We start from the raw sequence: 17,615 nt of genomic DNA on the forward strand, positions 1-17,615 counted from the left end.
CTACCTCATTTTATCATATTTTGTGCTACAATAGACCTATGTCTCATGAATTTATTAATTTTGAAGCTATCGATCGGCAAACTTGGCAGCAGTTACGTCACTCCGGGCAACCGCCATTAACTCAAAAAGAATTAGATTCTATCAAAAGTCTCAATGATAATATTGATATTCAAGATGTTATCGATGTTTACCTGCCCTTGGTCAGCCTCATTCAAATCTATAAGAATGCTCAAGAAAATCTCAGCTTTGCCAAGGGAATCTTTTTGCAAAAACACCCTAAAAAAAGACCCTTCATTATCGGGATCTCTGGCTCAGTTGCCGTCGGCAAATCAACAACTAGCCGCCTGCTTCAGCTCCTACTGGCCAGAACCTTTCGCGACAGTCAAGTCGAGATGGTGACGACAGATGGTTTTCTCTACCCCAATAAAACCTTAGTCGAGCGAAACCTGTTAGACAAAAAAGGCTTTCCCGAAAGTTACAATATGGAACTGCTGATAAATTTTTTAGACAGTATGAAAAACGGTCAGGAGATGGCTATTCCAGTCTACTCTCATGAAATCTACGATATTATTCCTGATCAAAAGCAAACCATATCAGCGCCTGACTTTCTTATTGTCGAAGGAATCAATGTCTTCCAAAATCAGCAGAATCATCGCCTCTATATGAATGATTACTACGATTTTTCTATCTATATTGACGCTGAGGTTGCCCAGATTGAAACTTGGTACTTGGAACGCTTCCAAGCACTCCTGCGTCTGGCTAAAAAAGACGAGCGCAATTACTATCACTCCTTGACTAAAGTTAGCTTTGAAGAAGCCTTAAAGGTCGCCAAAAACATTTGGAAGACTATTAATCTTCTTAATTTAAAAAATTATATTGAACCTACTCGAAACCGTGCCGAACTGATATTGCATAAATCACAAAGCCATAAGATTGACAAAATTTACCTGAAAAAATGATTAGGGCTTGTCAAACCCTTGAAATTTCTATATAATGGAATGGTTAGTAAAATTGGAGGTGAAAAACGTTGGCAAATATTAAATCAGCTATCAAGCGTGCTGAAAAAAACGTTAAACAAAACGCACAAAACTCAGCTCAAAAATCAGCTTTGCGCACTGCTGTCAAGGCATTTGAAGCAAACCCAACCGAAGAACTTTTCCGCGCTGCTTCTTCAAGCATCGATAAAGCCGCTTCAAAGGGACTGATTCACAAAAACAAAGCTAGCCGTGATAAAGCTCGTCTTGCAGCTAAACTTGGTTAATAGAATTCACCTCCTTTTGGAGGTTTTTTTGTGGACTTCTGTAATTTTGTAAGTAGTAAATCCATACCCACTGGAAGTTACAGAGCCCTTTAGAGTATGAAAAAATCTAGATTTAGGAACTTCCCCCAGCTTCAAAAAAGAACTTTTACTACTTTAAATACCAAAAAAGATAGAACCGATCTGGTCCTATCTTTTTAGTTACCGACTATAATTAACAATGAATGAGACTTTATACAAAGTTCATCCTACACCATTAATTTAATCTCAAAAACAGTTCCTGTCGGGTCGTTATCATTAACCGTAATACTTCCGTTTAAGGCATCTGTAATTTGTTTTGCAAGTGACAGGCCTAAACCAAAGCCACCTATTTGACGAGTCCTAGCCTTATCAATGCGATAGAAACGATCGAAAATCTTAATTTTATCTTCATCACTGATACCGGGACCATTGTCTGCTACTGTAATCACTAGCTTTTTATCCTTGAGCATCACTTGAATATCGATAGCACCGTCGTCGCCTGTATATTTAACAGCATTATCAAAAAAGATGGTGATCAACTGCTTAATTAAGGTTTTATCAGACTTAATAGAAGCATCTAGCTGGTTAGAAAAGGTAAAGTCCTTATCGTTTTCATCAGCAATCATGGCATAACTCTCAAAGATAGCCTCAAAAAAACTAGGAGTAATTTCTTCAAGGGTTGCTTTAAGCTTTTCATCCCGCCTTGCCAAGTTTAAAAGGTTAATTGTCAACATCCGCATGTTTCGAACTTCCTCCAAACTAGAAGCAATAGTCTCATAATTATCTAAGATAGTCTCATCTGGCTTTCTAAAGAGGGATTCCAAGCGATTCTGTAGAACAGTCAAAGGTGTCCGCAGTTCATGGCTAGCATCTTCAACAAAATTCTTTTGCTTCTCATAGTTGGCTAAAATCGGTTTACGCGACCAATAAGCCAGATATAAGCTGGCAAAAATAGAAATTAGCCAGAAGAAAATCATCACCGAAATAATGATAAAACGATAACGTGAACTCAAGCCATCCAACTGATTAACACTGATGGCGATAGTCACGTAGGCTACCTTAGGAAAACGCTTATCAGACGCTGCTATGGTTTTATAACGATAGTGTTCCGTCTCACGAAAGGTTCCATCAACACTAATTTCCTCTACCTGATTGAGATGATTCTTATCCATAGTCAGCCGATTGAGACCTGAAAAGATCTCAGAACTATTAAGGATCTTGCCCTTGCTGTCATAGAGAATAATCTCAACATTAGCACTCAATTCTACATGCGATCTTTTACTTCCTCTGATATTGCTATTACCGTCACCGAGAAAATCATCACCATCTGTGAAAACTGATAAATTGGAAGCATTGCTGCCTTCAAAAGCTGAGTAAAAGTTCGCCTTATACATATTCATATAAATATAAGATTCGACATTATCGGCAGCCTTATCGATATTATCGTCGACTGAAGAATAAATTCCGACTCGCATAATCTGCAAAATCATGACAGTCATAATTAAGAAAATGGTCGTAAAAACTGAAAAAAATCGAAAAAAAGTTGAGAAACCTTCCGAAAATAGCTGTTTCTTTAGCCTAGATAGCATCCTTTAAGATATACCCCACACTGCGTAGTGTATGCAAGTGTTTTTCAAAGTCTGTACCTTTTAATTTCTTTCTAACCTTAGAAACATAGACCTCTACTACTGAGACTGTTGTATCACTGTCAAAACCCCAAATACGGTCAAAAATCTGTGCTTTGGGCAAGATAACATTCTGATTCTGCAAGAAATAAACAAGCAGATCAAATTCCTTACCCAATAGATCGACTTCCTTACCGTTGACAACAACGCTATTGGTTGAGATGTCGCAAGTCAAATCACCGTAAGTAATACTGCTATCGTTTAATTTTCCTGAACGCTTGAGCAGAGCCTGAATACGCATCTTCAGCTCTTCAAGATAAAATGGTTTCGTCAGATAATCATCCGCTCCTAGTTCAAAACCATGCCCTTTGTCGTCCAAAGCCTCCTTAGCCGTCGTAATTAAGACAGGTGTCTTAATGCCCTTTTCACGCAATTCCTTAAGGACTATAAAACCATCTTTTTCCGGCAACATCAGATCTAAAAGAATCAAGTCATAGACACCTGTTTCAGCTTCAAACAGCCCTTCTGCCCCATCAAAAACCTGAGTCACCTCTGCAAAATCATCTAGAAAATCATAAACTGAATTTGATAAACTTAAATCATCTTCAATCAGCAAAATTTTAATCAAATTGGTTTGTTTCATATGCGTCCCCTTTATACGTACATACCCAAGGAGGTCTCTCTTGCCTACATAACATTTTCTAGTCTTACGACACAGAAAAAAACGAGAAGGCCTCCTTCTATTTTACATTAAACGCCTTAGTATGTAACTACTAGCAAGCGCCCTTTTAATAAATCCTAGAATTATTGAAGGGCTGCGTAGGAGGAAAAGTTACACTGCCAAGACTTACCCCTATATCTTACCATAAATCCCCGCGCTTGTCGTAGCTAACCTCACCCAGCCTTCATATTTTTAGCTTTTTTATAGAAACTTTCATATACCTGTTTAGCAATTCTTATCTTCGATTATGCAAATGATAGTTTCAAAAAATCAGGAGATCTTTTGAACACAATTAGTTGTGCGGAATTGGCAATAGGGTAAAAAGATTTGACAGCATAGTATATTCAAAGAGCATAAAATCAAAAAGAGTAAGACTTCCTTAGAGGACATGCCAGCTAAGGTTAGCCTTACTCAATTTAACCAACTGCTGCTTGAATTGCAGTCTCAACAGCTGCCTTATCCTTTTGAATCAGATCAAGACGAGCTGAAATTTCTTTAATTCCCATTGTGATATTGCGTGCAATCGCCTTGTCATTTAATTGCGGTTCAAAGAAGGCCTTATATTCTGTCAGAGCTTCTGGAGTTTTAAAATTATTTGAAGGGTAAATAACAAACTTATCAAAACTCATATCTCCACCTAATGTGGCCTTTATCCAATCCCAATTGTCCTTAGCCCAATTCCAGACAATCATTTGAGTGAAAGGGCGCATGAGGAAATAAGCATACCAAATGGATAGATCTTGCGGCTTCACGACATCCTTATCCTTCCACTGAGTCAAGATATGTGTCAGAGTCGCTGAATCCTTAGTATAAGAGAGCGCATTAGCTATTTGACGTTTAAAGTTACCATCATTGCTAGCAACGTAAGCTGCCAAGTACTGCTCAACCAAGGCTGGAGTCTCAGCATGTTTCATTTCATTAGTCAAGACAGAAGCACGAATGGAAGCCGGCAAGTCCTCTAATCTCTCTTTATATTCTTGGAATATAGCATGAGCCTGCGCTACAGCACTGTTATTATCTGCCTTAAGCATCAGACGGATAGCCGATTGGCGGACCATTTCATCTTCATCTGCTTCGCCTGGCTTTTTATCATAACCAAGACGAACAAAATTTTGTCCTGCAACTTCCTCAATTAGCTGTTTGAAGGAATGTTCTGCTGGTGTTCCTTCGTCAATAAAATGGTCCAGCCCGGACACAATTTGCTCACCGGCTGCGGACACCATATAAGAGGTTTCTTCAGGCAGTTTGTTCAAAAGAGGAACTAAATCTGCATAAGAAATCTCTCCGCTCTCAGCCAGAAGTCTGCGCTCTTGGAGGACCTGCAGTTTAGAAGTCTTATCTAAAGCTGCGAACTCGTCCAAGATAGCGTCCCACAATTCATCTTGATAGTGAGTGATATAGTGGGCAGTATTGCCGGTATTCAAACGCAGAGCACCCTGATTTTGAGAAGCTAAACTGGAATAGTTAGGAATTTCAATACTTTCTTGGGAAAGTGTTTCTGGCAAGCCTGACCAGTTGCTATTTAAGGGGATTTGCCAGAGGCGCTGCTGCTTTTCATGCTCCCCAATAAAGAATTGTTTTTGACTCACAATCAAAGTGTCATCAACAACTTTAACAGTCACGAGAGGATATCCAGGCTGCTCCAACCAGGCAGTCATAAAACTAGCAACATCTTTATCAGAGGCAGCTGACAAAGCATTCCAAAGATCACGCCCAACAGTATTGCCGTACTGATGCTTTTCAAAGTAAGCTTTCAAACCAGATGCAAATGCTGCATCTCCCAACCAGCGGCGCAGCATATGCATGAGGCGACTTCCCTTGGCGTAAACAATAGCCGGATCAAAAAGAGTGTTGATCTCATCAGGATGGTTGACATCAACGTGGACAGACTGGACACCATCGGTAGCGTCACGTTTGAGAGCCAAGGGTACGCCAGTTGTTTGGAAATCTTCAAAGATATTCCAATCTGGCTCGATAGCATCAACCGAAACGTATTCCATCATATTGGCAAAGGATTCATTCAACCAGAGATCATCCCACCATTTCATGGTGACCAGATTACCAAACCATTGATGAGCTAGCTCATGCGCTACGACTAAAGCGACCTGTTGGCGACTGCTGACGGTTGAATTGTCATCAACCACTAGGTAAACTTCACGGTAGGTTATCAAGCCCCAATTTTCCATAGCACCTGCTGAAAAATCAGGCAGAGCAATATGGTAAGAATGAGAAAGAGGGTAAGCCACACCGTAGTAGTCCTCATAAAAATCAATAACACGTACAGCAATATCTAGAGCAAAATCTAACGAAGAAGGCTGGTGAGCTTTAGTTGCAAAAATCCCCACCTCTGTGCCATTTTTGGTGCTTGCTTTCTTACTCTGCAAGTCTCCTAGGGCAAAAGCCAAGAGGTAGGAAGACATGCGCGGTGTTGTATCAAAGGTCCAAACACCCGTTTCCTGACGCAATTCAACATTTGTTTCTGGCATGTTAGACAGTACGATTTCACCGTCCGCTTGGTCAAATTTGATAGCCAAATCAAAGCTGGCCTTAGCCTCAGGTTCATCAATAGATGGAAAAGCTTCACGGGCGAAATGGCTTTCAAACTGGGTCGCAATAATCTCTTTTTTAACCCCATCAACCGTATAATAGGATGGATAGATACCAGTCATATTGTCTGTAATTTGGCCGGAGAATTCTAACACCAGAGTCATACTGCCTGTCTCAGATAAATTGAGATGAACAGCCTCATGCTCGTCATCTAAGGTAAATTCAACAGCCTGATTGTCCAAAAGGACTGAGCTCACACTCAAACCCTTTTGATGAAAAGATACCTGATAATCAAGTGCTTCACCACTGATAGCTACATTACCTGAAAAAGTCTTTTCTTCGCGGTTAATGTCTAAGAAAATATTGTAATTTTCGGGTACAAATTTTTCAATAAAGTGCTCTACAGAATTCATAAAACTCCTTCATTCTTTTAAAGATTCTATTACATTTTGTCACTGCCACACTATGCAAGAACAGACCAAGGTTAAGGGCCAGAACTCGCGTCCCAGCCCCAATTATAACATATCCATTACTAAAGTTCGACAATTTTTCCTGTTTTGAGGTAGACAACCCATTCACAGAGGTTACGAGCATAGTCCCCAATCCGTTCCAGATACATCAAAACTTGGAAATACTCCTTGGCCGCAAAAGCAGCATCTGGATTCTGGCGGATCGCTTCAACGGTTAGGTTCTGTGTTTCAACGAAAAGGTCGTCAATATGCTCATCATGTGCAGCTACTTCATAGGCTGCTGCTTCATCAGCTTTGATATATACATTCAACGCTTCTTCTACCATATCACGAACCGCACGCCCCATCCTATTGATGGCCTCTTCAACTTCTTGGATACGCTCCTCACCCTTCATGCGGATAGTAGCCTTGGCAATAGCTGAAGCATGATCCCCCATGCGTTCAACATCACTGGAGGCCTTGAGCACGGTAATCACTGAACGCAAATCTGTTGAGACTGGCTGCTGCAGGGCGATGATTTCCAAGGATTTTTTTTCCAGCTTGGTTTCATAATTATTGACAACATCGTCAGACTCAATGACCTCTTTCGCCAATTCACGATCGTGACTGATGAAGGCGCGAACGGTCTTACTGATTTGGGAACTGACCTCAGTCCCCATTGCATAAAACTGATTGTGCAATTTATCTAATTCTTCTTCAAATTGTGTACGTAACATAAAATCGCTTTCCTATCTATTCGATAATGATTGCCTAGTCAGCCTAGCCAAATTTACCACTGATATAATCTTCAGTCTCTTCATGGGCAGGATTGAGGAACATTTCCTTGGTTGAATTGAATTCAACTAAATCACCGGCCAAGAAGAAACCTGTTCTATCAGAAATCCGCGACGCCTGCTGCATGGAGCGGGTCACAATAAGCATAGTGTACTGGTCTTTTAGACCATAGAGCGTTTCTTCAATCTTCCCTGAAGAAATTGGATCAAGAGCCGATGTCGGCTCGTCCATTAAAATAATTTTGGGACTAGTTGCCAATACACGGGCGATACAAACTCTCTGCTGCTGTCCGCCAGACAGACCCAAGGCTGAATCGTGAAGACGATCTTTAACCTCATCCCAGATAGAAGCTCCGATCAAGGATGTCTCTACTGCCTCGTCTAGAACGGCCTTATCCTTGACTCCTTTGATACGAAGACCATAGGTAACATTTTCGTAAATAGTCATAGGAAAAGGGTTGGGCTGCTGAAAGACCATGCCGATTTCCTTACGCAGTTCCACCGTATCAGTTCTTGGTCCGTAAATATTGTGGCCATTATATGTAATAGCTCCCGTCAAGGTCACCTCGGGATTGAGATCCCCCATACGATTGATGGCCCGCAGCAGAGTTGATTTACCTGAACCAGAGGGTCCAATCAGGGTGGTGATCTCATTAGGCAAGAAATCCATAGTAATATTATTCAGGGCTTTCTTCTGATTATAGTAGACTGACAGGTCCTTGACCTGTAAAATAGGTTCTGTCATAAGATTCCTTTCTATCCGAAGCGACCAGAGACATAGTCGCTGGTTGATTGACACTGCGCATTTTGGAAAATCTTAGCCGTCTTGTCATACTCAATCAAATCACCTAAGTAAAAGAAGGCTGTATAGTCGCTGACACGGGCAGCCTGTTGCATATTATGGGTAACGATAATAATCGAATAATCCTTCTTGAGTTCAGCCATTGTTTCTTCCAGCTGCATGGTAGCAATGGGATCAAGAGCTGAAGCAGGTTCATCCATTAAGAGAATATCCGGCTTAACCGAAATAGCCCGAGCGATGCAAAGACGCTGCTGCTGTCCACCAGACAAGGTGAAGGCAGATTTATGCAAATCGTCTTTGACTTGATCCCAAAGAGCTGCCTGTTTAAGCGATGTTTCAACGATCTCATCTAGGGTCTGTTTATCTTTCACACCAGCACGTTCGTGAGCAAAGGTGATATTTTTATAGATGGATTTAGCAAAGGGATTAGGACGCTGAAAAACCATACCGATATGTTTACGCATAGCATAAACATTGATTTCGGGCCGATTGATGTCAATCCCTTCATACCAAATTTCACCCGTCACCTTAGCAATATCAATAGTATCATTCATACGATTGAGACTGCGCAAGAAAGTTGATTTCCCGCAGCCGGATGGACCAATAAAGGCCGTAATTTTATTTTTTTCAAACTGCATATCAATACCCTTGATGGCCTCATTTTGGCCATAGTAAACATGCAAGTCCTTGGTCTCAAGTGCCAATTCCTTGCCTTCAAAGGTCATGATATGACGCTCATTCCAATTATATTCTGCCATATATATTCCCTTATTTCGCTGATGTCAAGCGAGCATGTAATTTCTTGCCCAGATAGCGAGCAGATAAATTAAAGATTAAAATGAAAATTAGAAGGATTGCGGCACTACCAGCTGACACCATAGTCGCATCAGGAATGGTGCCTTCACTGTTGACCTTCCAGATATGAACAGCCAGTGTTTCCGACTGCCTAAAAATGGAAATAGGACTGGTAACACTTAAAGGATTCCAGTTGCCCCAGTCTAGAGCAGGCGCTGACTGCCCCGCTGTATAGATAAGCGCTGCCGCTTCACCAAAGATACGTCCAGAAGCTAGTACAACACCTGTAACGATACTAGGAATTGCTTCGGGAATAACCACATGAAGCACCGTTTCCCAACGAGAAAGTCCCAATGCCAATCCTGCTTCACGTTGGGTATGATGGACATTTCGCAAACTATCCTCGACTGTCCGCGTCATCTGCGGTAAGTTAAAGACAGTTAGAGCCAGAGCACCGGAGATAATGGAGAAACCGTATTGAAACTGAACAACAAAAATCAGATAACCAAAGAGCCCCACAACAACCGATGGTAGTGATGACAAAATCTCAATACAGGTTCTGATAAAATCTGTCAAGCGTCCCTTTTTAGCATACTCAGCCAGATAAATTCCAGCACCTGTAGAAAGAGGAATAGAAATAATCAGCGTAATAACCAGCAAAAAGAGAGAATTATAAAGCTGAATACCGATACCACCACCAGCTTCATATGAAGAAGACTTTCCTGTCAGGAAATGCCAGCTGACATGCGGCAGTCCTCTGAGCAGAATGTAGAGAATCAAAGCAGCCAGTATGGTAACAATGATACCAGCAATCGTATAGAGAATTGCTGTCATAATTTTATCAAATTGTTTAGCGTTCATAGTTTACCTTTTTCTCCCTAGTAATGAACCTCATCAGCATATTAAAGGCCAGACTCATAATCAGCAGAACCAAAGCCAAAGACCAGAGAACATTGTTCTGAACTGTTCCCATAACAGTATTTCCGATCCCCATGGTTAGAACTGACGTTAAGGTTGACGCTGGAGTAATCAACGAAGTTGGCATGACGGCTGAATTTCCGACAACCATCTGGATAGCTAACGCCTCACCAAAAGCGCGCGCCATTCCAAAGACAACAGCTGTGAAAATACCTGGCTTAGCAGCATGCAGGATGACACGCCAAATCGTTTGCCAGCGCGTTGCCCCCATAGCCAGACTAGCTTCGCGGTAGTGGCGGGGAACTGAACGCAGGCTATCTGTTGTCATAAAGGTAACAGTGGGCAGAATCATGACGAAGAGTACAAAAACTCCCGAAAGAATCCCAAACCCCGTGCCGCCAAAAAGGGTCCGCACAGCCGGTACGACTACTTGCAAACCAATAAAACCATAGACTACTGATGGAATCCCTGTCAAAAGTTCAATAGCAGGCTGAAGTAGGCGTGCTCCCCGTTTAGGAGAGATCTCTGTCATAAAGATAGCAGCTCCAATTGCAAACGGTGTCGCGATCAAGGCTGATAAAATAGTAACGATGAAGGATCCTGTAATCATCGGTAGAGCCCCCATCATATACTGACCGTGAGCATCTTTAACTGACGGCTTCCAATTTTTTCCAAATAGGAAATCAAAGATATTGACACCATCAACAAAGAAGGTAGACAAACCTTTTTGAGCGACAAAAACTAAAATCATGGCCACAATGAAGGCAATCAGCATTAAGCAAAGAAAGGTGATAGTCTTACCAAATTTTTCCAGCCGTGAATTTTTCGATGGCGAGGTTAATTGCGTCGCCAAATCCTGTTTTTTCATGAAAACTCCTCTTATTTTGCAGTCACATTACCATCTGCATCCTTGATGACTTTCATGTCATTGATGGAAATGTAGCCCATATCCTTAACCACTCCATTTTGAACCTCATCGCTGAGAATATACTTCAAAAATTCCTTGGTTAGGCCTGTAGCTTTTCCCCTAGTATACATGTGTTCATAAGACCAGAGAGGCCAGTCGTTAGTAGTAACATTTTTGGCAGTCGGGGCATGGCCATTAAGGTTAACTGTTGCTACGCTATCATCAACATAGGCAAAAGCCAAATACGAGATAGCCCCCGGTGTTTGTGACACGATAGAACGCACCATACCGTTTGAATCCTGCTCCTGACTTTGTTTACTATCTTTATCCTTCATAATAACACTGTCAAAGGTTGAGCGTGTTCCTGAACCTGCTGCGCGATTGATAATAGTAATTTCTAAGTCCTTGCCACCTAATTGTTTCCAATTGGTATATTCACCGGTAAAGATTTTTTGCAGCTGCTCCGGTGTTAGATTTTTCATTCCTACCTCTTTATTCGCGATAACGGCAATCCCTGCGACAGCAACCTGGTGGTCAACTAATTTGCTGGCATCAATACCACTTTTTTCCTCAGCAAAGACATCGCTGTTACCGATCTGGACAGCACCGGACTGAACTTGGGACAGCCCCGTTCCAGAACCACCACCTTGAACGTTGATAATCTTACCTTGATTCTTTTCAGAGAAGCTATCAGCTGCTCCTTCTACCAAAGGCTGCAGGGCGGTTGACCCGACGGAAGTGATATTCTCCCCTCGATCAATCCAGCTAGCGCAGGCGGACAGACAAAAGAGAGCTGTCCCCATCATGGCAAGGAGAAGTAAACGTTTTTTATTCCATTTTTTCATCTTCAATTCCTGTCAATTTAGTTCTAAAATCAAGCGATTGTAATATATAATTGGAAGCATCAAACCTCCACTTTTAATGATAACACATTACCTTTATTTTGGATATACCAGTTTTCATTGTAACAAAACTGTTACATCTGCCCTTGAAATCTCAATCCTTTTGGATAAGAATTCTTCAAAGTGCTTCCGACAACTTTCGCAAATCCCAGACCATTACCGCCTGCTAAAATCTGATACCAGCCATTGGTCACAGGGGGATCTAAGGTGAGAGTATTACCAGAAACATAGGTGCGGAATTGTTGATCATCGAGCGATACTGTCTGGGTCACTTGGTCACTCGTTAAAGCCACACCAAGCGCAAAGGAGGGCTCAAATCGCTTCTTTTTGAAGGTTCCAAGATGGAGGCCATTGCGGGCTATCTTTAAGCCCGACAAATCGGGTAAGCCTTTAGGAAGACAGTAGAGCTCATCACCGAAGGTCTGCAGTATACCTGTTAGCTCGATGTTTAGTAGCCGATCCGCAAAATCCTGCCAGAGGCGCTTCTGCTCCTGAGTCAAATTGCTCCTAGGAGATTTGACTTTTAGGGGCTTCTTGAGCGCAGGCCGCCTATCTTGCAGATGAGCGATGAACTGCCCTTCACCCTTAAAATGATGAGGATACATTCGAGCGGTTTCAGGCATATCAATGCCATCAACCATCCCATTCATTTTTTCTACCGGAAGCAGGCTTAAATCAGCATATTGTTCTAAAAGCCAAGAAATGATGTCTTCATTCTCTTCAGGGGCCCAAGTACAAGTCGAATAAATGAGACGGCCACCAGGAGCTAACATGGTCATAGCCTCCCTTAAAATCTCTTTTTGCAAGCCAGCACATTGGGCAGGATAATCCTGATGCCAATATTGGATAGCATCTGTATCCTTACGGAACATTCCTTCACCAGAGCAGGGCGCATCAAGGACAATCAGGTCAAAATAATCCTGAAAGACCTTGGCTAAACGCTGGGGGGGCTCATTTGTAACCACGGCATTGCGCGCACCAAAGCGTTCAACATTTTCTGCCAAAATCTTGCTGCGTTTTTTAGAGATATCGTTGCTGATAAGCAGACCAGTATTATCTAAATAGCTGAGCAGATGGGTCGTCTTACCACCAGGAGCAGCCGCCAAATCTAAGACCTTCATCCCCTTGGTCGGAGCAGCAACCTGCCCTACCATTTGGGCAGCGGGTTCCTGCGAATAGACCAAACCAGTAACATGCGCAATAGATTTTCCCGAGATCTTCCCATAATAGCCCCAAGGTGTATGAGGAATCGCATCAGGAAAACTCTGCTGCACTTTTTTCAAGGGATTCAATCGAAAAGCCGGAACAGCTTCGTGCTGCAAACTTGCTAAGAAATCATCACTGTCATCTCCTAAAATTGCTTGATATTTTCCAATAAAGTCCTTAGGTAATGTCATAAAAATATTATATCAAAAAAGACTAGTGGTTTGCACCAATCTAGCCTTTTAAAGCATTTTTTCTGCTTATATAATCGACTTTTATCTATTAATACCAGCTATTAAAATCTATCCCAGCGGAAGAAATTACGGATACCATGGAACCCATCATTTCTGAAACCATAACTGTAACGGTTTCTTTCAGAGTGACGCGGATAGCGATAAAAGTATCGGCTTAAGGAATGGCGATCTTGATAACGAGGACGCTCATATCTCTGATTACGAGATTGTTTTGACCTTTGAACTAAAACACCATTCGTATTAAAGTAAAGTCGCTGTCCATCGATAACCTGCCAACCAGTTACGGCAATACCATTTTTATCAAGATAGAAAGTTTCACCATCTGAATTTTTGACGAACTCGTTAGAAACCATATTTCCATATTCTTTATCGAAATATCTTATCTTGCCGTTATCGTCAGTAATAAAACTGCCCTTAACTTGGAAACCGTAAGAGTCGTAGAATTGGGTGTAAGTCTTGTACTTACCTTTGACTTGAGTCAAGCCAACATCCATAATGCCGTTGGTAAAATGACGCCATTTATTACCAAATTGATAGTAGCCATTTTCGTAACGCGTACCATCTCCAGTAAAGTAAGATTTTTTCCCTTGCGCATTGGTGATAAACTGATTAATAGCCATATTACCATACTGCTTATCGAAATATCTCACCTTACCATCTTTATCAGTTACCAACTCCCCTTTGACTTGGAAACCTTGAGCATCATAGTATTGGGTGTAAGTCTTAGATTTACCTTTGACTTGAGTTAGGCCTACAGCCATGACACCATTTTCAAAATGACGCCATTTATCGCCAAATGGATAGTAGCCATTTTCAAGGCGTTTTCCTTGACTGTTGAAGTAATAGCTTTTACCAGCATTATCCGTATAGATGCCATCTTTCAGAGCCTTACCATCTTTTCCGAAGTAATAAGTTGCACCGTTAATCTTTTGCATACCTGTAACCATGTATCCCTTTTGATCAAAGTAATACAGGTTATTATTTTCAGTGATAAAGCTAGATTTAGCCTGCACACCATTCTTATAGTAAACATAGCCCTTACCATCATGAGAAATACCTGAAACAGATGGCTTTGAAGGCTCGGATGGCCTTGACGGTTGTGACGGCTGAGATGGTTGTGACGGATTTGTTGATTTGCTAAGCAGAGCCGTTGGTAAATAGAGCTTGTTATCTGTCAGATTGAAGTAACCCTTGCTGTCGCCGAGCACATATTTAGCCCCACGCCCTAAGATATTAGAACCATTGAAGTACTTAGCCGACCAATTAGTAATCTTAACCGAACCATCGATTGGTTTTCCTGTTGAAATTTGCTTGGTCGTAAAGAGACTTGGGTAGAGCTTTTGCAGTTCATCTAAGAATTTACCGCCATACTGCTCTTGGTAATCACCATAAGTCTTGGTATTAACTACATAAGGTGTCTTGTTGATCGTCGCACCAGCCTTAGGTCTACCGTATTGGTCAACCCGGGTTGCAGTTACGACTTCTTTGCCTGGCAAATTATACATCTGATCCGGTACCCAGTCAGAAAGAACCTTGATACCAGCTTGGTGCAAACTCTTAATAGCATTAGCTAAATCTTCTTTGGAGCCATACTTGTTGTTCTTACTCATGGCCAAGTCGTAGCGATCGCTAAAAGCATAACCATTTAAAACAACGGAATCCAGGAAGGTACCGTCTTCTGATGACACATACTGCGGTGCCATTTCAAATTGGGTAATGCCCCATGATTTAAAGAGGTCTGCATTCTTAGCAATCACCGCATTGGTATACTGTTCAGGTGTCTTAGCAAAAGCTTGGAAATTGGAGAAGCCTTCATAGATCACTTGGGAATCCAAGGCATCGCTCTGAGTATAGATATCAGATGATTTGTTACGGCTAGTGCTAGGAGCAATACGAACATCCTGATTGTCAGCAGCACCGACTGGTACCCAAACCTGAATCATCCCTGAAACTTGTGCATTAGCTACACCATGGAGCTCTGAGGCATTGAAGGTCAGTCGTCCCTGACTGTCTGTGTACTTGTACTGACTACTCTTAACATCACTGTCATTCAAATAAGTCGCAATACCTGTTGACGTTGAAAGCAAGAGGGGACGATAAGCTTGATTAGTGTGGGCAGCTCCCATATTGAGAGTCACACCACGGTAAGCTTGGAAGTTAGGCATGTTATTAATCAAAAGAGCCATACCAGATGTACGTGTCTCACTAGTTCCGCGGTCAGTAGCACTGTTGGCTCCCTTACCATAACGGACTGAGGTCAAGACTCCACCATTCCAATCCTGATTGTAACCAGCAGTTTGACCGCCAGCAACGTACTTGATACGTGCCTTGAGCATGGTTTCAATGGCATTGTAGAACGGAGTCTTTGTAGCCATGTATTGGCCGTCATCTGTGTACATATCACCGTAGTAAACACGGGTCACTGTATCTTTATTTTGCAGCATCCAAGCATAGGCCATTGGAAGGTTGTTGATATAGTACTGCTTATCCGTTGCGTACATATCTTTATTATAGATAGCGAAGGCCTTTTCCAAGTCATCCAAGGTGATATTGGTTAGACCATCGGTATTCGCTTTTCCTAAACGCTCCCGGATGATGCTGGCAATCCGTGTCTGAACTTCGGAGTCATGGGCACGAATAAAAACATAATTAGGAATAGGGTCACCGCTGTTGGTTTGACTACGATTTTTCAAGCCAGCTGTCGCCAAAGTGCTTAAATCGCTGCGGTAGGCTGTTGCATAGCCAAAAGCTCTCAACATGGCACTGCGTTGGTCATTATCAATAGACAAGGAGAAATTATCCTGATCCCTGACATAATCATTATCATTACCAGACCAAGCTTCTAAGATTGACAAGTGATCAATGGCATTCTTTTCATTTTGGTCAATGCCGTATTTTGCCTTGTAGTAATCGCGCTGAATCTGCAGGAGATCAGCATCGACATTATCCACTGCATCAACCCGAACGCCATCAAAGTTAGCTTCTTTATCACCCATAACAATTTCGCCCCAGTTCATGAGGTAATGGAAATGGTTGAGTTGTTCAGCTTGAACGATTGGGTTAGAATTATCAACATCGTTCGCTAAAAGTAACTCATAACCACCATAAGAAGATTTATGGTAATTGACGCGACCATTTTGCTGAGTAGGATTGCGGTTGAGCAAACGCCAATCTGAGTTAGCATGGGCCGTTGCATCGTTATTGCTAAAGAGTAAGGCTCCCCCTTGGAAGTGGTCCTGATTAGGGTAAGCTGTTGGATTTTCCGAATTGATATTCCACTGAGACTGCGATTGAACAAACTGACTCATCTTATTGCGCAACCAAGTCGTATTACCTTCGGAAGAAATTCTCTTTTCAATAGCAGCCTGAATAGTTTGGGCAGCACTATCAAGGTTACGGGAACTTTGTGTGTAGCTGCCAGAAATTAGGCCTTCCTTAGCCCAGAAATTAACATAGGCAGCCTTGGTCGCTGTATCTGGCCACCATGACATCAGGATAGGGCGAAAATCATTTTCACCACTGGCCACCCACGTTTGGCCATCTTTCAAGATAGCCTTAGGACGATACCAAGAGTCAGCTGTCAGATAATTATCAACTGTTTCAAAACTGCTAGCCTGATTGCTGTAAGCTTGATTATTGACGGCAAAATCATTTGCTGACGGTGTTTGTACTAACTTAGATAAGCTTAAATTGTCAAGCTGAGGAGTCGTTAGCTCAGGCGTTTCAGCAACCAACTGGTTAACATCTGTCTTGACCGTTGCTGGGGCCTGCACCAAACGGTTAACTTGTCTAGCAGCCCTTGGTTGAGCTACAGCCGTTTGAGTGGTTTGTACCTGTCTCTCTTCAACAGGAGCTTGACTGACTTGGTTTGTGACATTGGCTTGATCAGCACCCTTGTTTACTGAAAGATCAGCACTTTCCCCAACTTCAGGCTGAGTAAGAGCAGTTTGAGCTGCCGGAGCATCCTGAACTACTTGCTGCTCTGCTACAGTTTGGGGTTTCACAACTTCTGTTTGACTAGTCACAAGAGCCTGATCCGCTGACAATGCCTCATTAGCTACTGCCGAGTCCGCATTTACAGTGCTTACTCCCAACATTGTCATTGAAATGGCTGCTGTAGCAATGGCCACAGTCACCCATCGCTTCTTAACTTTTCGCATCTTGTAATGCAATTTTGTTTCTCTCTCCATGAAAAAAACTCCTTTGTAAAAAAATATTCGATGGTTAAAACAGTAAGTTATTAAAAACTATTTCAACCTTCTAATGATTTTACCAAATTATATGAATTTTTACTAGATAGTATTAAATTTTTTACAAAAAAATTTTTACTTTTAATCTTTTGCGGATAAGAAAAAGCGAGTCAGCCACTTTTGTAGCTGACTCGTTTTCCAGATTTAAATATTAAAAACTTAATAATGT

13 protein-coding genes and 1 pseudogene are annotated in these 17,615 nt (G+C 41.8%); 2 read left to right on the forward strand and 12 right to left on the reverse strand.

Annotation, left to right across the window (positions count from 1 at the left end; translation table 11 throughout):
* Positions 1-38 precede the first annotated feature (38 nt).
* Together coaA and rpsT are read left to right on the forward strand one after the other, a co-directional pair.
* Complete coding sequence (coaA, locus tag AC4HAL_RS06755; protein WP_491093547.1) at positions 39-959, forward strand: type I pantothenate kinase; 921 nt, start codon at positions 39-41, stop codon at positions 957-959.
* A 68-nt stretch (positions 960-1,027) separates the two neighbouring features.
* Entirely contained in the window at positions 1,028-1,261 is a 234-nt protein-coding gene (gene rpsT / locus AC4HAL_RS06760; protein ID WP_447452244.1) for a 30S ribosomal protein S20, read from the forward strand.
* A 245-nt stretch (positions 1,262-1,506) separates the two neighbouring features.
* Here the strand turns inward: rpsT and AC4HAL_RS06765 are convergent, their stop codons facing one another.
* The 12 genes and pseudogenes from AC4HAL_RS06765 to AC4HAL_RS06820 form a co-directional block, all read right to left on the reverse strand.
* Positions 1,507-2,868 (reverse strand): sensor histidine kinase, encoded by a 1,362-nt coding sequence (locus AC4HAL_RS06765; RefSeq protein ID WP_491093548.1) that lies wholly within the window; start codon positions 2,866-2,868, stop codon positions 1,507-1,509.
* Entirely contained in the window at positions 2,858-3,532 is a 675-nt protein-coding gene (locus AC4HAL_RS06770) for a response regulator transcription factor (protein WP_491093563.1), read from the reverse strand. Before AC4HAL_RS06770 ends, AC4HAL_RS06765 begins: the two co-directional genes overlap by 11 nt.
* A 509-nt stretch (positions 3,533-4,041) precedes the next feature.
* The gene (locus tag AC4HAL_RS06775) at positions 4,042-6,585 is read right to left on the reverse strand and encodes a M1 family metallopeptidase (RefSeq protein WP_491093549.1); all 2,544 of its coding nucleotides are present in this window, start codon (positions 6,583-6,585) and stop codon (positions 4,042-4,044) included.
* A gap of 119 nt (positions 6,586-6,704) precedes the next feature.
* Entirely contained in the window at positions 6,705-7,358 is a 654-nt protein-coding gene (gene phoU / locus AC4HAL_RS06780; RefSeq protein WP_447452241.1) for a phosphate signaling complex protein PhoU, read from the reverse strand.
* A 43-nt stretch (positions 7,359-7,401) separates the two neighbouring features.
* Complete coding sequence (gene pstB, locus AC4HAL_RS06785; RefSeq protein ID WP_491093550.1) at positions 7,402-8,160, reverse strand: phosphate ABC transporter ATP-binding protein PstB; 759 nt, start codon at positions 8,158-8,160, stop codon at positions 7,402-7,404.
* Positions 8,161-8,171: 11 nt separating this feature from the next.
* Positions 8,172-8,975, reverse strand: coding sequence for a phosphate ABC transporter ATP-binding protein PstB (gene pstB, locus AC4HAL_RS06790; RefSeq protein ID WP_398601067.1), 804 nt, complete (start codon positions 8,973-8,975; stop codon positions 8,172-8,174).
* Positions 8,976-8,985: 10 nt separating this feature from the next.
* A complete protein-coding gene (gene pstA / locus AC4HAL_RS06795; RefSeq protein ID WP_447452239.1) occupies positions 8,986-9,873 on the reverse strand; it encodes a phosphate ABC transporter permease PstA in 888 nt (295 codons plus the stop codon).
* On the reverse strand, positions 9,863-10,798 hold the full coding sequence (pstC, locus tag AC4HAL_RS06800) for a phosphate ABC transporter permease subunit PstC (RefSeq protein WP_447452238.1): 936 nt from the start codon (positions 10,796-10,798) through the stop codon (positions 9,863-9,865). The genes pstA and pstC overlap by 11 nt, the downstream gene beginning before the upstream one ends.
* Before the next feature lie 11 nt (positions 10,799-10,809).
* Entirely contained in the window at positions 10,810-11,682 is an 873-nt protein-coding gene (locus tag AC4HAL_RS06805) for a phosphate ABC transporter substrate-binding protein PstS family protein (protein ID WP_491093551.1), read from the reverse strand.
* Positions 11,683-11,813: 131 nt separating this feature from the next.
* Entirely contained in the window at positions 11,814-13,136 is a 1,323-nt protein-coding gene (locus tag AC4HAL_RS06810; RefSeq protein ID WP_491093552.1) for an RsmF rRNA methyltransferase first C-terminal domain-containing protein, read from the reverse strand.
* A 101-nt stretch (positions 13,137-13,237) separates the two neighbouring features.
* Positions 13,238-13,690 carry a hypothetical protein gene (locus tag AC4HAL_RS06815; RefSeq protein WP_491093564.1) on the reverse strand — a complete coding sequence of 151 codons (453 nt, stop codon included), beginning with the start codon at positions 13,688-13,690 and terminating at the stop codon, positions 13,238-13,240.
* Positions 13,691-13,753: 63 nt separating this feature from the next.
* Positions 13,754-17,386, reverse strand: a pseudogene (locus AC4HAL_RS06820) (glycoside hydrolase family 70 protein); the annotation flags it as partial.
* Positions 17,387-17,615: the final 229 nt, after the last annotated feature.

The sequence above is a fragment of the Streptococcus sp. ELY_125 genome (assembly GCF_058314535.1).